Annotated in this window: 12 protein-coding genes; 6 read left to right on the top strand and 6 right to left on the bottom strand. The window is 72.5% G+C overall.

Annotated features, from left to right (window positions below):
• From Q2K16_RS06890 to Q2K16_RS06880, 3 genes are read left to right on the top strand one after another with little or no spacing between them, the layout of a single operon-like run.
• Window positions 1-1308, top strand: coding sequence for a beta-ketoacyl-[acyl-carrier-protein] synthase family protein (locus Q2K16_RS06890; RefSeq protein ID WP_302744219.1), 1308 nt, complete (start codon window positions 1-3; stop codon window positions 1306-1308).
• A complete protein-coding gene (locus Q2K16_RS06885) occupies window positions 1305-2390 on the top strand; it encodes a branched-chain amino acid aminotransferase (protein WP_302744218.1) in 1086 nt (361 codons plus the stop codon). Before Q2K16_RS06890 ends, Q2K16_RS06885 begins: the two co-directional genes overlap by 4 nt.
• On the top strand, window positions 2390-4003 hold the full coding sequence (locus tag Q2K16_RS06880; RefSeq protein ID WP_302744217.1) for a beta-ketoacyl [acyl carrier protein] synthase domain-containing protein: 1614 nt from the start codon (window positions 2390-2392) through the stop codon (window positions 4001-4003). The genes Q2K16_RS06885 and Q2K16_RS06880 overlap by 1 nt, the downstream gene beginning before the upstream one ends.
• Before the next feature lie 39 nt (window positions 4004-4042).
• Here the strand turns inward: Q2K16_RS06880 and Q2K16_RS06875 are convergent, their stop codons facing one another.
• From Q2K16_RS06875 to Q2K16_RS06850, 6 genes are all read right to left on the bottom strand, one after another.
• Window positions 4043-4510 carry a PaaI family thioesterase gene (locus Q2K16_RS06875; protein ID WP_302744216.1) on the bottom strand — a complete coding sequence of 156 codons (468 nt, stop codon included), beginning with the start codon at window positions 4508-4510 and terminating at the stop codon, window positions 4043-4045.
• Window positions 4511-4674: 164 nt separating this feature from the next.
• Window positions 4675-6186, bottom strand: a complete 1512-nt coding sequence (locus Q2K16_RS06870) for a family 43 glycosylhydrolase (protein WP_302744215.1) — start codon at window positions 6184-6186, stop codon at window positions 4675-4677.
• Window positions 6187-6266: 80 nt separating this feature from the next.
• The gene (locus Q2K16_RS06865) at window positions 6267-8306 is read right to left on the bottom strand and encodes a family 43 glycosylhydrolase (RefSeq protein ID WP_302744214.1); all 2040 of its coding nucleotides are present in this window, start codon (window positions 8304-8306) and stop codon (window positions 6267-6269) included.
• Between the two features lie 83 nt (window positions 8307-8389).
• The gene (locus tag Q2K16_RS06860) at window positions 8390-9517 is read right to left on the bottom strand and encodes a cellulose binding domain-containing protein (RefSeq protein ID WP_302746394.1); all 1128 of its coding nucleotides are present in this window, start codon (window positions 9515-9517) and stop codon (window positions 8390-8392) included.
• 611 nt (window positions 9518-10128) lie between these two features.
• Window positions 10129-11127, bottom strand: a complete 999-nt coding sequence (locus Q2K16_RS06855; RefSeq protein WP_302744213.1) for an acetylxylan esterase — start codon at window positions 11125-11127, stop codon at window positions 10129-10131.
• A 15-nt stretch (window positions 11128-11142) separates the two neighbouring features.
• Entirely contained in the window at window positions 11143-12183 is a 1041-nt protein-coding gene (locus tag Q2K16_RS06850; RefSeq protein ID WP_302744212.1) for a LacI family DNA-binding transcriptional regulator, read from the bottom strand.
• A 282-nt stretch (window positions 12184-12465) separates the two neighbouring features.
• Between Q2K16_RS06850 and Q2K16_RS06845 the strand changes: the two genes are divergently transcribed.
• The 3 genes from Q2K16_RS06845 to Q2K16_RS06835 are packed head-to-tail and all read left to right on the top strand — an operon-like array spanning window position 12466 to window position 16767.
• Window positions 12466-14850, top strand: a complete 2385-nt coding sequence (locus tag Q2K16_RS06845; RefSeq protein ID WP_302744211.1) for a beta-xylosidase/alpha-l-arabinosidase — start codon at window positions 12466-12468, stop codon at window positions 14848-14850.
• A 10-nt stretch (window positions 14851-14860) separates the two neighbouring features.
• Window positions 14861-15829, top strand: a complete 969-nt coding sequence (locus Q2K16_RS06840; RefSeq protein WP_302744209.1) for an ABC transporter permease — start codon at window positions 14861-14863, stop codon at window positions 15827-15829.
• Window positions 15826-16767: a carbohydrate ABC transporter permease gene (locus Q2K16_RS06835; protein WP_302744208.1), complete on the top strand. Its 942-nt coding sequence runs from the start codon at window positions 15826-15828 to the stop codon at window positions 16765-16767. The genes Q2K16_RS06840 and Q2K16_RS06835 overlap by 4 nt, the downstream gene beginning before the upstream one ends.
• The last annotated feature ends 49 nt before the right edge of the window (window positions 16768-16816 follow it).

Genomic DNA, 16816 nt, shown 5'->3' with positions numbered 1-16816 from the left:
GTGGCGGGAGAACGGAGCCGGGGCGCGATGCTGGAGGGCGACGGCGAGATGATGACGGACGATGTCGTCATCACCGGGATCGGTGCCGTCACCCCGCTCGGCCTCGACCGCGACAGCACCTGGCAGGGCCTGCTCGCCGGCAAGTCCGGCGTCGGCCCGGTCACCGCCTTCGACGCCGGCGCGCTGCCCACCCGGATCGCCGCCGAGGTGCGCGGCTTCGCGCCGGCCGAACACTTCACCGGCAAGCAGCTGCGGCGGATGGCCCGGTTCAGCCAGTTCGCGGTGGTCGCCACCCGCGAGGCGGTCGCCGACGCCCGGCTCACCGTCGACGCCGGCAACGCCGCCCGGGTCGGCGTGGTGGTCAACGCCGCGGTCGCCGGCTTCGACACCGTCGAGGCCACCGTACGCGGGCTGCTCGCCCCCGAACCGACCGCGCCCCTGTCGCACTTCGTGCCGTCGTCGCTGACCAACATGCCGGCGTGTGAGGTCGCCATCGAGGTGGGCGCGCACGGGCCGGTCAACGCCAGCGCGTTGGCCTGCGCCAGCGGCGCGTACGCGCTGCTCGACGCCCGCCGGTTGATCCTGTCCGGGGAGGCCGACGTGGTCATCTGCGGCGGCACCGACGCGGCGATCACTCCGGCCATGTTCGCCGGCCTGGTGAGCATGGGGGCGATGTCCCAGCGCAACGACGACCCGACCGGCGCGAGCCGGCCCTTCGCCGCCGACCGGGACGGCTTCGTCTTCGGCGAGGGCGCGGTGATCCTGGTGCTGGAGTCCGCCGCGCACGCCCGTCGCCGGGGCGTAACCCCGTACGCCACCGTCGCCGGAGGCGCGCTGACCAGCGACGCGTTCCACGTCAGCGCCCCCCGCCCCGGCGGGGTGTTCGCCGCCGAGGCGATCCGGCAGGCGCTCGACCGGTCCGGGGTCCGCCCCGACCGGGTGGACTACATCTGCGCCCACGGCACCTCGACGAAGGCCAACGACCTGACCGAGACGGTCGCCATCCGGGCGGCCCTCGGGGCGGCGGCCGACCGGGTCGCCGTCAGCGCGCCCAAGTCGATGCTCGGGCACCTGATCGGCGCGGCGGGCGCGCTCGGCGCGATGGTGTGTGCCCTGGCGATCCGCGAGGGCGTCGTCCCGCCGACGGTCAACCTGCACCGGCCCGACCCGGACTGCGACCTGGACTACGTGCCCCACCAGGCCCGGGAAACGCCGGTGCGGGCGGCGCTCACCAACGCCTTCGGCTTCGGCGGGCAGAACTGCGTCGTCGTGTTCACCGATAGCCCGTCGCGAGGAGAGTCCGGATGACCGCGCAGTTCCCACTGATCCCCACCGACCACCCGACCCCGCCGCAGACCCGGGAGGAGATCCTCGCCGACCCGGGTTTCGGCCGCTACTTCACCGACCACATGGCCACCGCCGTGTGGTCACCCGACGCCGGCTGGCACGACCACCGGGTGGGCGCGCTGGAGCCGTTCACCATGCACCCCGGCGCGGCGGTCCTGCACTACGCGCAGGAGATCCTCGAAGGGCTCAAGGCGTTCCGGCACGCCGACGGCAGCATCTGGCTGTTCCGCCCGGAGCTCAACGCGCGCCGGTTCGCCGCGTCGGCCCGCCGGATGGTCCTGCCCGAGCTGGACGAGGAGACCTTCGTCGAGAGCGTGGCCGCGCTGGTCCGCGCCGACGAGGCGTGGGTTCCGCCGTACGGCGGTGAGCAGAGCCTCTACCTGCGCCCGTTCATGTTCGCCTCGGAGGCGTTCCTGGGGGTGCGTCCCGCCCAGCACGTCACCTACTGCGTGCTGGCCTGCCCGGCCGGGTCGTACTTCCCCAACGGGGTCACCGGCGTCACGCTCTGGGTCAGCACCACCTACAGCCGGGCTTCGATCGGCGGCACCGGCGCGGCCAAGTGCGGCGGCAACTACGCGGCCAGCCTCGCCCCGCAGCGGGAGGCCCTCGGCCACGGCTGCGAGCAGGTGCTCTACCTGGGCGGCGAGGGGCGGCGCAGCATCGACGAGTCGGGCACGATGAACGTCTTCTTCGTCACCCGCGACCACCAGCTGCTCACCCCCGGTCTGGGCACCATCCTCGACGGGGTGACCCGCGACAGTGTGCTGACCCTCGCCGCCGAGCACGGGCTGGAGCCGGTGCAGCGCACCATCGACCTGGACGAGATGCGCGCCGGGTTCGCCGACGGGTCGATGACCGAGGCGTTCGCGGCCGGCACGGCGGCGGTGATCACGCCGATCGTCGGGCTCAAGAGCGACGAGTTCGCCCTCACCATCGGCGACGGGACGCCGGGCAAGTACACCCAGGAGTTCCGGGAGCGGCTGCTCGACATCCAGACCGGCCGGGCTGCCGACCCCCACGGCTGGATGCGCCGGGTGCTGTAGTGCCCACCCCGATCGCGGTCGTCGGGATGGCGGTCCGCGCGCCCGGCGGGGTGTCGAGCCTCGACGCGTACTGGTCGGCGCTCCTCGCCGGCCGGGACCTCACCGGCGAGTTGCCCGACGACCGCCGGGCCGGGTTCGGCACGCAGTGGGACGGCATGGTCACCCGGGGCGGCTACCTCGACGCCGTGTTCGACTTCGACGCGAAGTTCTTCGGCATCTCGCCCCGGGAGGCCCGGGTCCTCGACCCGCAGCACCGGCTGCTGCTCGAGGTGGTCTGGGAGGCGTTCGAGGACGCCGCGATCCCGGTCGCCACCATTGCCGGCGGCACCGGGGTCTTCGTCGGGGTGACCGGCCGGGACTACCGGCAGTGGCTGACCGGGGACCCCAACTCGTACTGGACGATCGGCAACGGGCACAGCTTCACCGCCGGGCGGGTCGCGTACACCCTGGGGTTGCGGGGGCCGGTGTTCGCGTTGGACACGGCCTGCTCGTCGTCGCTGGTGGCGGTGCACACGGCGGCGCGGGCACTGGCGGCGGGTGACTGTGACGCGGCGGTCGCCGGCGGGGTCAACCTGATCCTCGCCCCCAGCACCACCCGGTCGGTGGCGCAGACCGGCGCGTTGTCGCCGGACGGCCGGTCGCGCCCGTTCGACGCCGACGCCAACGGGTTCGTCCGGGGTGAGGGCTGCGCGATGCTGCTGCTCAAGCGGCTGGCCGACGCGCAGCGCGACGGTGACCGGGTGCTCGCGGTGCTGCGCGGCACCGGCATCAACCACGACGGCCGGACGGCGACGTTCACCACGCCGAACGTGGCGGCCCAGGCCGGGCTGATCGACACGGTGCTGGCCGCCGCCGGGATCGCCCCCGGTGAGGTCGGCTACCACGAGGCGCACGGCACGGGGACCCCGCTGGGTGACCCGGCCGAGATGTCGGCGGTCGCGGCGGCGCTGGGCCGCGCCGACGGCCCGCCGCTGCACGTGGGTTCGGTGAAGGGCAACATCGGCCACACCGAGTCCGCGGCCGGGGTGCTCGGGCTGGTGAAGGCGGTGCTCTGCCTCCAGCGGCGCATCATCGCCCCGCAGGCCAACTTCCGCACCCTCAACCCGCGCATCGACCTCGCCGGCACCGGCATCGCGATCCCGGTCGCCCCGCTCGCCTGGGACGACCGGTTCGGGTCCTGCGCGTCGACCAGTTCGTACGGGATGAGCGGCACGAACGCCTTCGCGGTGCTGTCACCCGCCCCGCCGGTGCCGCCGGCCGCGCCGCCGCCGGTGGACGGGTTCCCGGTGTCGGCGGCCACCGGGCCGGCGCTCGCCGAGTTGGCCCGCCGCTACGCCGAACGGCTGGCCGGGCTGCCGGCGGCGGAGTATCCGGCGTTCGCCGGCACCGCCGCCGGAGGACGGACCCGGCTGGCGCACGCGGTGTGGGTGCGGGCGTCCGGGCCGGTGCAGGCGGCCGAGGCGTTGACGGCGGTGGCTGCCGGCACGGCCCACCCGGACGTGCGGGTGCTCGGCGCGGACGATCCGGTGCCGACGACGAAGGGCCGGGTGGTGGCCCCGCTGCCGACCTACCCCTGGCAGCGGCGCACCTACGTGGTGGACCGCCCGGACTGAGCCGGTCGGCGCCCCGCCGGCCCGGTGACCGGTGGTGGGTCAGCCGGCGGCGGCCCGGACGGCGTGCTCGGCGCGCAGGGCCGCCCGGGTGGCCCGCGACGGCAGCGCGAAGTGCAGGGTGGACGCGGCCACCAGCGCGCCCCGGCGGTCGCTGGCCCGGGCGTCGACCACCGCCGACCGGCTGGCCAGCTTGATCACCTCGGCGGTCACCCGTAGCTCGCCGGGCTCGGCGGGTTCGAGGAAGCTGATGCTGCTGTGCGCCAGCACCATCGCCGGTGTCGGGCCGAGCAGCACGGTGACCGCGACGAAGCCGGTCAGGTCCATCGCCCAGAACATGGCCGGCCCGGAGATCGTGCCGTCGAGGCGGAGTTCGAGGCAGTCGGGGCCGGCCACCGAGACGACCCGGCCGTCGTCGACCGACTCCAGGCGCAGGCGCTCGGCGCCGGAAATGACCTCGGCGAGCCAGGCCCGCGCCTCATCGACCGACATCACAGCTCGGCTAGGCATGGACGCCACTATAGGCGATGACCGGGTAGCGCTCCGTCCCTGAACGATCACCCGCGCAAAGCGGGGCCGCCACCCGGACGTCCCTGCCCGCCGGGCCCGCCGGTCCGTCCACCTCGGGCGGTCCCCGCCGGGCCGCCCGGACGGGGCGGCCCGGCGGGAGGCGGTCACTCCAGCACGAAGGTGGCCTCGGCGTTGCCGGTGGCGTCGGTGACGGTCCGCAGGTAGAGCAGGCCGTTGCTGTGCCGCAGGTACTGGCCGGGATAGTTGACGGCCTCGTACGACACCCCGGCGGCGTTGGACAGGCCGGGCCGCTGCACGAAGCTGGCGTCGGCCCGGTACGTCGACGACGCGTCGTCCCGCTCGACCCACACCTCCCAGTTGCGGTGCCGCAGGTAGTAGCCCGGGAAGTTGGTGGACTCCAGGGACACCGTGTTGCCACCGGCCAGGCCGGGCACCAGGCGGAACTGCGAGTCGGCCAGGTTGGTCACGTTCGCCTCCAGCCGGGCCCGGTACTCCCAGTGGCGGACGAACCGGTCGGGCAGGTTGTCCGACCGCAGCCGGACCGGGGTGGCCCCGTCGGGCACCGGGATGCCGAGGTTCGGGGTGCCGTCGGCGTTCCAGTAGACCTTCTGGATGCGGGTGCGCCGGTTGGGGTCGCGCAGCGGGTCACCGCTGATGTCCCGGTAGTTGCGGTCGTGGTAGACGAGGATTTCGCTCTGCCCGTCCTCGGAGACGGTGAACGAGTTGTGTCCCGGCCCCCACTGGCCGGTCGCGGCGTTGCTGGTGAAGACCGGCTGCGGCGACTTCACCCAGGACGAGGCCCGGAGCAGGTCGCTGCCCGCCGAGGCGGTCAGCATCCCGAGGCAGTAGTTGGCGTCGGTGGCGCTGGCCGAGTAGGTGAGGAAGATCCGGCCGTTGCGTTGCAGCACGGTCGGCCCCTCGTTGACCTTCACCCCGCCGCGCATCTCCCAGTCCAGGGTGGGAACGGCGATCCGGGTGGGGGTGCCGCTGAGCGTCCACGGGTTGGCCATCCGGGCGATGTAGAGGTTGGAGTTGGTGGCGATGCCCGGCTCGGCCTGGGCCCAGATCAGGTAGCGCACCCCGTTGCTGACGAACGTCGACGCGTCCAGCGCGAAGGTCTCCCAGGGGGTGCGGATCTGCCCCTTCTCGGCCCAGCTCGCGGTCAGCGGGTTCGCCCCGGTGCCCTCCAGGACGTACATCCGGATCGCCCAGACGTTGTCGGTGGCGCCGGCGGCGAAGTAGACGTACCAGCGGCCGTCGATGAAGTGGATCTCCGGGGCCCAGATGTGCGCGCCCATGATGCCGCTGGTGTGCCGCCGCCAGATGACGGTCTCCGGGGCGGTGGACAGGCCCTGGAGGGTGGTGGCCCGGCGCAGCACGATCCGGTCGTACTCCGGGGCGGTGGCGGTCATGTAGTAGTAGCCGTCGGTGTGCCTGACGATGTGCGGGTCGGCGCGCTGCGCGACCAGCGGGTTGCTGGCCCGTACGGCGGGGGTCGCCCCGGCCGGGGTCGTGGCGGTCAGCAGGCTGGCCAGCAGGGCCAGCACGAGCAGCGCCGCCGTCCGGGTCCGGCGGCTGCGGCGGCCGGGCGGCGGGGCGGTGCGGGGTGCGGTGGCGGGCGGGACCGCCGACCGGGGGTCGGGTGAGGCGGACATGGCGGTGCTCCTGTCGGGGGTGGCGGATACGCCTCGCCGGCCGACCACGGGGGTGGTCGGCCGGCGAGGAGGGACGGGTCCTACGACTTGGCCAGGTCGAACTTCCGGACGGTCACCGCGCCGCCGAGGGAACTGGTGGCGTAGTTGAACATGGCGAACCGGTAGCCCATGAAGAACTGCCAGGCGTTGTTGAGGGTGAACGCGGGGCCGAGCGAGGTGAAGGTGACCCCGTCGGTGCTGTACGAGAAGCGGGCCTGCCGGCCCGAGCCGGGACTGATGTCGGCGTTGATCCGTAGCCAGATCTTCCCGCCGGAGATGCCGGCCCCGGCGACCTCGGTGCCGGTGCTGGTGGTGTTCCAGTTGCTGTCCATGGTCAGGTTGTTGACCACGGCGACCCGGGTCGCGCCGTTGTCCCGCCGCACGCCGATCCAGGCCGACTGGTCGCGCAGCATCGCCAGGCCGCTGCGGTCACCGTCGCGCATGGTGGAGTAGTCGAGTTCGATGGTGGCGGTGGACCGGGGTCCCTGGATGCGGTGGGTCAGCGTGTTGCGCGCGGAGTAGAGGTCGTTGGTGACGGTCGCGGTCTGTAGCCGCAGCCCGTTGTTGACCGACCACTTCGAGTTGTCCGGGTTGTGGTTCCACTCGTACTGCGGGCCGAGGGTGGTGCCGGCGAAGGTGTCGGTGCCGATCATGGGTTTGACCTGGCGTGGCGGCCGGGGCACGTTCGGGTACGGGTACGAGCCGCCCCAGGCGTTGTTGACCAGTTGGATCACCGGCCAGCCGCTGGAGTTCCAGGTGACCGGGGCGAGCACCGGCACCCGGCCGCCGGGGTAGGCGTCCTGGAAGCCCATGTAGTACCAGTCGCCGTTCTGCGTCTGCACCAGGCCACCCTGGTGCGGCACGCCGCCGCCGGAGATCGGCCCGGGCAGGTTCAGCAGCACCTGCTGCATGGTGTACGGCCCGAACGGGCTGGACGCCTTGAGGATGTACTGACCGTTGGCCGGCCGGGTGAGGAAGATGTAGTAGCTGCCGTTGCGCTTGTAGAACCGGGCCCCCTCCAGGGTGCCCACGCTCGACGGGGTGGTGAACACCTGCTGCGAGCGGACCTGGGTCTTCCCGTCGGCGGAGAGCTGGGCGACGCTGATGTTCGTGTTGCCGTACGCCACGTACATGGTGTCGTTGTCGTCGACGAGCAGACCCGCGTCGTAGTAGCAGCTGTTGAGGGTGGTGTGCCGGGTCCACGGCCCCTCGGCCGACGGCGCGGTGTAGATGTAGGTCTTGCTGAAGTCGACGCAACCGCCCCAGTAGAACGTCTTGTTGCTCTTGCGGTAGCCCAGGAACGACGCCCAGATCCCGTCGACGTACGCCCGGCCGCCGGACATGTCGTACTTCTGGCCGAAGTCAAGCTTGGGCACCGAGTGACCGGCGAACTCCCAGTTGACCAGGTCGTAGGAGCGCAGCACCGGGGCACCGGGGGAGTAGTGCATGGTCGACGCCGAGTAGTAGTAGGTGTCGTCGACCCGCAGGATGTCGATGTCGGCGAAGTCCTGCCAGATCACCGGGTTGCTGAAGGTGGACGACGGCGGCCACGGGCCCGTCGTGGGCGGCGGGGTGGTCGGCGGCGGCGTGGTCGGTGGGGGTGTGGTGGGCGGCGGCGTGGTCGGTGGGGGTGTGGTGGGTGGGGGTGTGGTGGGCGGCGGGGTGGTCGTGCCGCCGGTGCAGGTGGTGCCGTTGAGGGTGAAGCTCGTCGGCTTCGGGTTGCTGCCGTTCCACGAGCCGTTGAAGCCGAACGACACGGTGGCGCCGGTGCCGATCGTGGCGTTGTAGCTGACGTTGCGGGCGGTGACCTGCGCACCGGACTGGGTGACGGTGGCGTTCCACGCCTGGGTGACCTGCTGCCCGGCCCCGTACGACCAGGTCAGGGTCCAGCCGTCGATCGGGTCGCCCAGGTTGGTGACGGCGACGTTCGCGCCGAAGCCGCCGCCCCACTCGGACGAGACCGTGTAGTCGACCGCGCAGCCGGCAGCCGCGGCCTCGGCAGGTAGGGCGACCGCCGTTGCGGCGGCGATCAGGCCGGCGGCCAGGAACACCCGGCCCGGCAACGTTCTGGTGAGTCGCATTCGCTACTCCTACTGGGGGTGGTGGGAGTCGGTGGTGGGACGACGTCCGGCACCGGTGCGCACACCGGTGCCGGACGGGTGGATCAGGCGACCGAGCAGGCGGTGCCGTTGAGCGTGAACGCGGTCGGCTTGGCCGCGTTGCCGGTGTGCTCGGCCTGGAAGCCGACGTCGACCGAGGTGTTCGGCGCGATGGTGCCGTTGTAGGAGACGTTGCGGGCGGTGACCGCCCCGCTGGTCGGCGTGTAGGTGGCGTTCCAACTGCCGGTGATGGTCTGCCCGCCGGGCAGGGTGAACGCCAGCGCCCACCCGTCGACCGCCGTGCTGCTGGTGTTGGTGATGCTGATCGAGGCGGTCAGGCCGGAGTTCCAGGCGTTGACCGTGTACGCGACCCGGCAGCCCGCCGCCGGCGGCGGCGTGGTGGGCGGGGGCGTGGTCGGCGGTGGCGTGGTGGTCGGCGGGGTGGTGGGCGGCGGCGTGGTCGGCGGGGCGGTGGTCGGCGGGGTGGTCGGCGTGTTGCCGCCGAGGCTGCCGGGCACCGCCCGCAGGGCGTTGTACCAGGTGGTGGCCATCTTGCGGTAGCCGGTGGCGTTCGGGTGGATGCCGTCGGCCAGGTCGGCCGTGCCGACCGCGCTGAACATGTCCACCAGGTGCACCCGCTTGCCGGCGTTGACCTTGCTCTGCACGATCCCGGGGATCGCCGCGTTGAACGTGCGGACCGCCGACTCGGTGCCGTTGCGCGGGATGATCGTGGCGACGAAGACGTCCGCGTTCGGCGCGGTGCTGGTGATCTTGTCGATCAGGGTGGAGAGCCGGGTCGGCGCGCCGGAGGCGTTATACATGTCGTTGGTGCCGATGTGCAGCAGCACCGTGCGCGGGGTGGTGGTGCGCAGCCAGTTCACCACGTTGGCGTCGATCTGGGCGATGGTCCAGCCGGAGTGGCCCTCGTGGTCGTGGTCGCCCAGGTTGGACGGTCCGTTGAACATGGAGCCGACGAAGTCGACCCGGTAGCCGTCGGCGACCATCCGCTGCCACAGCTCGATGCGGTAGCCGCCGGGGACGTTGAAGCCGTCGGTAATCGAGTCGCCGAGGGGCATCACCCGTACCCCGCCGTTGGACTCGGCGCTGGCGGGTGCGGTCACCACCGACCCGGTGGCGACCAGGGCCACCAGCGCGGCGGTGGCCAGGCCCAGCAGGCGCAGGCCGCGCCGCATGGTGGGCCGGCGTCGGCCGGCGCGTGGAGTGCGGACGGGGTGGGGGCGGTCGGACGGGGGTGGCCCGGCGTTCGGGCAGCTCGTGCCGCTCATGGAAACTCCCTGGGGGTGGCGCGCGGAGCGCGGTGCGGACGTGCAGCACGGCGACCGTCCCGGGGATGTCGCCGTCTCGTCCGGCTCGTGGACAAGGGGGTGTGCCGGCACGGGCCCGGACGTCGCCGCGCGCACGGACCGACCGCCGTGTCCCCGGCGGATTCCCCTGGAGCTGACGGGCGGAGGTGCGCCACGCGCGTCGACCGGGAACCCGGACCGCGTCACCGGCGATGGACGCCGTGTGTGCCGGTGGCCACCGAACCCCGCAGGTGGACTGACCCCGCGGGTGGACGAACCGGTGACCACGGCCGGAGCGTGCCCTGCGCTCCCGCCGCGATGCACCATATCGTGTTATCGCTAACATCGGCAACAGATCGGTGCGCGACGATGCCCGGGTGACCTACCCGCCGGCTCCCCGACGACACCGGGTGGAGCGGACCGCCCACCCGACGGGCGGCGTCCCGCCCGTCGGGCGGTCCGGTGTCCCCGTCGCCGGCAGGCCGGTCACCGCCGGGTGGTCACCGCGCCAGGTGGTCGGTGGCCGGGCGCAGCAGCGGGTCGAGCCAGCGCAGTTGCCGCTCGACCTGCCACGCCTCGCCGCCCTCGTGCCCGTTGAACGGGTAGGTGTGCAGCGTGACCTGGGGAGTTCCGGGCCGGCCGTTGGCCGCGCCGTACTGGTTGTGGGCGGCGAAGCCGGTGCTCGGCGGGCAGACGTCGTCGCGCAGGCCGATGCCGAAGTGCGCGGGTGCGGTGGCCCGCCGGGCGAAGGTCACCCCGTCGACATAGGACAGCGTGTGCCGGACGGCCTCCTCGACCTGCCGGTGCACCGCCAGGTACCTGGCGATCTCGCCGTACGGGGCGGCGTCGGTCAGCTCGATCCCACGCTGGACGTCACAGAGGAACGGCGCGGTGCTCAGCAGCGCCGCGAGGTCGTCGCACAGGCCGGCGACGGCCAGGGCGAGCCCGCCGCCCTGGCTGTTGCCGACGGCGGCCACCCGGGCCGGGTCCACCCCGGGCAGGGCGCGGACGGCGTCGACCGCGCGGACCGCGTCGGTGATCAACCGGCGGTAGTGGTAGTCGTGCGGGGCGAGGATGCCCCAGGTGGCGGGCCACGGGCCGCCTGGCGCGCCGTGCGGGTCGGGGGTGTCGCCCGCGCCGTGCAGCCCGGACTGGCCCCGGTTGTCCATCAGCAGGTGCGCGTACCCGGCCACCGGCCAGGTGAGCCGCTCGTGCGGCAGGCCCCGGCCGCGTCCGTAGCCGGCGTACTCGACCACGGCGGGCAGCGCGGTGTCCACCCCGGCCGGGCGGGTGTACCAGGCCCGCACCGGGTCGCCGGCGAAACCGGCGAAGGTGACGTCCCAGGTGTCGACCAGTCGCAGGTCGGTCCGGTGTGGGCGGACGTCCACCAGCACCGGCCGGTCACGCGCCGCGCCGAGCGTGTCCCGCCAGAACTGGTCGAAGTCGGCCGGTTCGACGACTGTCGGCGCGTACCGCCGCAGGTCTTCGCTGGATGTCATGGGTTCCTCGGGTGCTCAGGGACGGGTGGTGGCGGGTGGGGCGGTGCTCTCCCGGACGACCAGTTCGGTCACCAGGTCGATCCGGCTGGTCGCCACCGTCGCGCCCCGGGCCAGTTCCAGCAGCATCTGGGTGGCGGTGCCGGCCATGTCCCGCAGGGGCTGGTGCACGGTGGTCAGTGGCGGGTCGGTCCAGCCGGCGACCGGCAGGTCGTCGTACCCGATCACCGAGAGGTCGTCGGGGACCCGCAGGCCGAGCCGGCGGGCGGCCCGGAGCACGCCGATGGCCTGCAGGTCGGAGCCGGCGAAGATCGCGGTCGGCCGGTCGGGCCCGGCGAGCAGCTCCACTCCGTGGGCGTGCCCGCCGTCGACGTAGAAGCTGCCGTAGCGCACCAGGTCGGCGTCCACGGGCAGGCCGATCTCGTCGTGGGCGGAGCGGAAGCCGGCGGCGCGGGCCTGGCTGCACAGCACGTCGCGGGGCCCGGAGATGACGGCGATCCGGCGGTGCCCCAGCTCCAGCAGGTGCCGGGTGGCCAGCAGGCCGCCGTTCCAGTTGTTGGAGCCGACCGTCGGCACCGACGCCGAGGTGGCGCTGTCGGTGTCGACGACCACGAACGGGATGCGGTGTTCGGCCAGCATGAGCTGCTGCGGCGGGGTGGGGTGGCAGAGCACGAAGAGCAGGCCCAGCGGACGCCTGGCGACCAGGGCGTCCAGTCGGCGGGGCGCGGGCCGGTGCGCCCCGTCGAGTTGGGAGATGGCGATGCCCAGCCCGGCGGCGGAGGCCACCGCCTCGACCCCGCTCATGATCTCCATCGCCCAGCCGGAGTTGAACTCGTGGAAGACCAGGTCGATCTGGTCGATGCCGGGCGACTGCCGGCGGATGCGGCGGCGGTACCGGTGGCGCTCCAGGCTCTCCTCGACCCGCGCCCGGGTCTCGGCGGCGACGTCCGCCCGCCCGTTGAGCACCTTCGAGACGGTCGCCACGGAGACGCCGACCTCCTCGGCGATGGTGGCGATCGTGGCCGAGGCCTGTGGGGTGAGCGGGCGGGACGCGGTCATCGAAGCCTCACCAGGCACGTCCGAAAGTTTCGGAGAACTCTAGCACGTTCGGTTCGAAACCGGGATTCGACAGTGCCTAAGATTTTGACGGGGGTGAATGTCCTTTCCGGGAATAGTGCGGTCTTTTATCCCAATTGAGACCCTTGACATGCGCCGGCAATGCCTCCTAAGTTGCCCGAAAAAGGTAACGCGCTGTTTACGAAATTTTCGAACCCCCTGCCGCCGCGTCGTGCCTGTTCCGGCGGGCGCGGGTGGGGAGGTGTCGAAGGTGAGGGGTGTGGCATGAGAAGTCAGGTGCCCGTCGACGACGGCCCGGCACCCCGCGGAACCCAACCGTGGCGGGACCCCCGACGCTCACCCGCGCAACGGGCCGACGCACTGGTCCCGCTCATGTCGCTGGAGGAGAAGATCGCCCAACTCGTCGGCGTCTGGGTCGGCGCGGAAGCCTCCGGCGAGGGGGTCGCCCCGCACCAGGCCGACATGATCGACGGCGCGCCACCGTGGAGCACGATCATCCGGCACGGGCTCGGTCAGCTGACCCGCCCGTTCGGCACCGCACCCGTCGACCCGGTGGTCGGGGCCCGCTCGCTGGCCGCCTCCCAGGCGCAAATCGCCGCCACGAGCCGGTTCGGCATCCCGGCCCAGGTGCACGAGGAGTGCCTCACCGGCTTCGCCGCCTGGCGGGCCACGGTCTACCCCACCCCGCTGGGCTGGGGCGCCTCCTTCGACCCGGAACTGGTCGAGGAGATGGCCGGCCGGATCGGCCAGTCGATGCGGGCCGCCGGGGTCCACCAGGGACTCGCCCCGGTGCTCGACGTCACCCGCGACTACCGCTGGGGGCGTACCGAGGAAACCATCGGGGAGGACCCGTACCTGGTCGGGACCACCGGGGCGGCGTACGTGCGGGGCCTGGAACGCGCCGGCATCGTCGCCACCCTCAAACACTTCGCCGGCTACTCCGTCTCCCGGGGCGGGCGCAACCTCGCCCCGGTGTCGATGGGCCCCCGGGAACTCGCCGACGTCATCCTCCCGCCGTTCGAGATGGCCCTGCGCCTCGGCGGGGCCCGCTCGGTAATGAACTCGTACGCCGAGATCGACGGCCTGCCCGCCGCGGCCGACGAGGGGCTGCTGACCGGGCTGCTGCGCGACGAGTGGGGCTTCACCGGCACCGTCGTCGCCGACTACTTCGCGGTGCGCTTCCTGGAGACCCTGCACGGGGTGGCCGCCGACGCCGCCGACGCCGCCCGGCTCGCCCTGCACGCCGGCATCGACGTGGAACTGCCCACCGTGGACGCGTTCGGCGAACCGCTGGTGGCCGCCGTGCGCTCCGGCGCGGTCGACGAGGCGCTGATCGACCGGGCGCTGCGCCGGGTGCTGATCCAGAAGATCGAGCTCGGACTGCTCGACGAGGGCTGGCAGGAACTGCCCGAGGACGTGGCGAACCTGCGGCTCGACGACGAGATCAGCCGGGACGTCGCCCTGCGGCTGGCCCGCGAGTCGGTGGTGCTGCTGCGCAACGACGGCGTGCTGCCACTGGCCCCCGGTCGGCGGGTCGCCCTGGTCGGCCCGGTCGCCGACGACCCGATGGCCCTGCTCGGCTGCTACTCCTTCCCCAACCACGTCGGGGTCCGCCACCCCGAGCACGGGCTGGGCCTGGAGATCCCCTCGCTGCGCGACGAACTCACCAGGTTGGTTCCCGGCCTCGTGCACGAGCCGGGCTGCGCGATCACCGGCGACGACACCTCGGGCATCGCCGCCGCGGTCACCGCCGCGACGCAGGCCGACGTCTGCGTGCTCGCCGTCGGCGACCGCGCCGGCATGTTCGGCCGGGGCACCTCCGGCGAGGGCTGCGACGCGCCCGACCTGCGACTGCCCGGCGTCCAGGCCGACCTGGTCCGGGCCGTGCTCGACACCGGCACCCCGGTGGTGCTGGTGCTGATGACCGGCCGGCCCTACGCGCTCGGCCCCTACCACGAGCGCGCCGCGGCCGTCGTCCAGGCGTTCTTCCTCGGCCAGCGCGGCGGGCAGGCGCTCGCCGAGGTGCTCACCGGCGCGGTGAACCCGTCCGGCCGGCTGCCGGTCAGCGTCCCGCGCGACGCCGGTGGCCTGCCCGGCACCTACCTGACCCCACCCCTGGGCCGCCGCTCCGAGGTGTCCTCGATCGACCCCACCCCGGCGTACCCGTTCGGCCACGGGTTGGGCTACACCACCTTCACCTGGTCCGACCCGGTGGCCTCGGGCGTCGGGGAGACCGGCGGACCGCCGGCCTGGCCGGTCGACGGCGAGACGACGGTACGGATCACCGTGCGCAACACCGGCGACCGGCCCGGCACCGAGGTGGTCCAGCTCTACCTGCACGACCCGGTCGCCCAGACGACCCGACCCGTGGTCCGGCTGGTCGGCTACGCCCGGGTGCCGCTGGACCCCGGCACGGCGGCGCACGTCAGCTTCACCGTGCCCGCCGACGTCGCCTCGTTCACCGGGCGCGACGGCCGACGCATCGTCGAACCCGGCGACGTCGAACTGCGCTTCGGTCGCTCCAGCGGCGACACCGCGGCGACCCTGCCGCTGCGCCTGACCGGTGCCGAACGGCAGGTCGGCGCGCGACGACACCTGCTCACGGCGGTACGGGTCGAGCCCGCCGGCACCGACCCGCAGGCCGGATAGGAGGCCGAGGATGACATCCCCAACGCTACGGCCGCCGCCACCGGCCACGGCGACGCCCGCCCCGGTCCGGCGTCGCCGGCACCCCTGGCGGCGGGCCCTGCGCCGGGACTGGCAGCTCTACTCGCTGGCCGTCCTGCCGCTGTTGTTCTTCCTGGTCTTCCGCTACCTGCCGATGATCGGCAACGTGATCGCGTTCCGCCGGTTCAGCCCCGGCGGCAGCGTCTTCGGCGAGTACTGGGTGGGCCTGCGGTACTTCCGGCTGTTCCTGGCCGACCCGACCTTCTGGCAGGTGTTCACCAACACCCTGGTGCTGGGCACGCTGACCCTGCTGTTCTGCTTCCCGCTGCCGATCGTGCTGGCGCTGCTGCTCAACGAGGTCCGGGCCCGCCGGCTCAAGCGGTTCGTCCAGTCGGTGTCCTACCTGCCGCACTTCCTGTCCATCGTGATCGTGGCGGCGATGGTGATGCAGCTGCTGTCGATGGACGGCTCGGTCAACCAGCTGATCCGGGGGATCGGCGGGGAGGGCGTGCCGTTCCTGCAGCAGCCCGGCTGGTTCCGCGCCGTCTACGTCTCCTCGGAGGTCTGGCAGACCGTCGGCTGGGGGACCATCCTCTATCTGGCGGCGCTCACCACCATCGACGAGAACCTGTACGAGGCGGCCCGGATCGACGGGGCCAACCGCTGGCGGCAGACCTGGCACGTCACGCTGCCCGGGATCAGGCCGACGATGGTGACGCTGCTGATCCTCAACATCGGCACCTTCATGGCGGTCGGGTTCGAGAAGATCCTGCTGCTGTACAACCCGCTGACCTACCCGACCGCCGACGTGATCTCCACGTACCTGTTCCGGCTGGGCTTCGAGTCCAGCAACTTCAGCTACGCCGCCGCGATCGGCCTGTTCGAGGCGGTGATCGGGTTGATCCTGGTGCTGAGCGCCAACACCATCTCCCGCCGCACCGTGGGGACGAGCCTGTGGTGACCGTGGCACCCGGCACGGCCGGCCCGAAGACCCCGCCGGCCCGCCCCGCGTCCCGCCGCCGGGGCATCCGCCCGACCCGGGGCTACCGGGTCTTCCAGGCGGTCAACGCCGTGGTGCTGACCCTCGTGGTGGTCGTGACGCTCTACCCGTTCGTCAACATCGTGGCCCGGTCGCTCAGCGACGAGGCGCCGATCATCGCCGGCAGGGTCAACCTCGTCCCGCAGGGCTTCAACCTCACCGCCTACCGGCTGGTGATGTCCGACCCGATGTTCTGGACGAACTACCGCAACACCGTGGTCTACACCGTCGTCGCCACCGCGATCTCGATCGTGCTGACCACCTGCTACGCGTACGTGTTGTCCAAGCACCAGCTCAAGGGGCGGGGGGTGCTCGTCGGGGTCGCCGTGTTCACCATGTTCTTCTCCGGCGGGCTGATCCCCAACTACGTGCTGATCACCAGCCTGGGCATGAAGAACAGCATCTGGGCGGTGGTCCTGCCCAACGCGATCAACGTGTTCAACCTGCTGGTGATGAAGGCGTTCTTCGAGAGCCTGCCGGTGGAGCTGGAGGAGGCCGCCGCCGTCGACGGGCTGAGCACGTACGGCACCCTGCTGCGGATCGTGCTGCCGCTGTCCAAGGCGATCATCGCCACGATGGTGCTGTTCTACGCGGTGTCCTTCTGGAACTCCTGGTTCACCGCCTTCCTCTACCTCGACCGGCAGGATCTGCTTCCGGTCACGGTCTACCTGCGCAACCTCATCGCGGGGGCGACCGGGGCGCAGTCCGCCGGTGGCGTCGCCGAGTCCGACGCGGTGCAGGCGGCGGCCACCATCCAGGCCGTGACCATCGTGCTCACCACCCTGCCGATCCTCGCGGTCTACCCCTTCATCCAGCGGTTCTTCGTGTCCGGCGTGATGCTCGGCGCGGTCAAGGGGTAGCCCGGCCGACCGCTCCACCCACTGCACCCCACACCACCTGATCGAAAGG

It is taken from the genome of Micromonospora cynarisoli, from assembly GCF_030518815.1.
In the GTDB taxonomy this organism is placed as follows: domain Bacteria; phylum Actinomycetota; class Actinomycetes; order Mycobacteriales; family Micromonosporaceae; genus Micromonospora; species Micromonospora wenchangensis.
This window is presented reverse-complemented; position numbering and strand designations above follow the sequence as displayed.

Coding starts and splice junctions, on each gene's coding strand:
- Q2K16_RS06885 (WP_302744218.1), top strand. CDS start 1,305: ATGACCGCGCAGTTCCCACTGATCCCCACCGACCACCCGACCCCGCCG.
- Q2K16_RS06875 (WP_302744216.1), bottom strand. CDS start 4,510: ATGCCTAGCCGAGCTGTGATGTCGGTCGATGAGGCGCGGGCCTGGCTC.
- Q2K16_RS06870 (WP_302744215.1), bottom strand. CDS start 6,186: ATGTCCGCCTCACCCGACCCCCGGTCGGCGGTCCCGCCCGCCACCGCA.
- Q2K16_RS06865 (WP_302744214.1), bottom strand. CDS start 8,306: ATGCGACTCACCAGAACGTTGCCGGGCCGGGTGTTCCTGGCCGCCGGC.
- Q2K16_RS06860 (WP_302746394.1), bottom strand. CDS start 9,517: ATGCGGCGCGGCCTGCGCCTGCTGGGCCTGGCCACCGCCGCGCTGGTG.
- Q2K16_RS06855 (WP_302744213.1), bottom strand. CDS start 11,127: ATGACATCCAGCGAAGACCTGCGGCGGTACGCGCCGACAGTCGTCGAA.
- Q2K16_RS06850 (WP_302744212.1), bottom strand. CDS start 12,183: ATGACCGCGTCCCGCCCGCTCACCCCACAGGCCTCGGCCACGATCGCC.
- Q2K16_RS06845 (WP_302744211.1), top strand. CDS start 12,466: ATGAGAAGTCAGGTGCCCGTCGACGACGGCCCGGCACCCCGCGGAACC.
- Q2K16_RS06840 (WP_302744209.1), top strand. CDS start 14,861: ATGACATCCCCAACGCTACGGCCGCCGCCACCGGCCACGGCGACGCCC.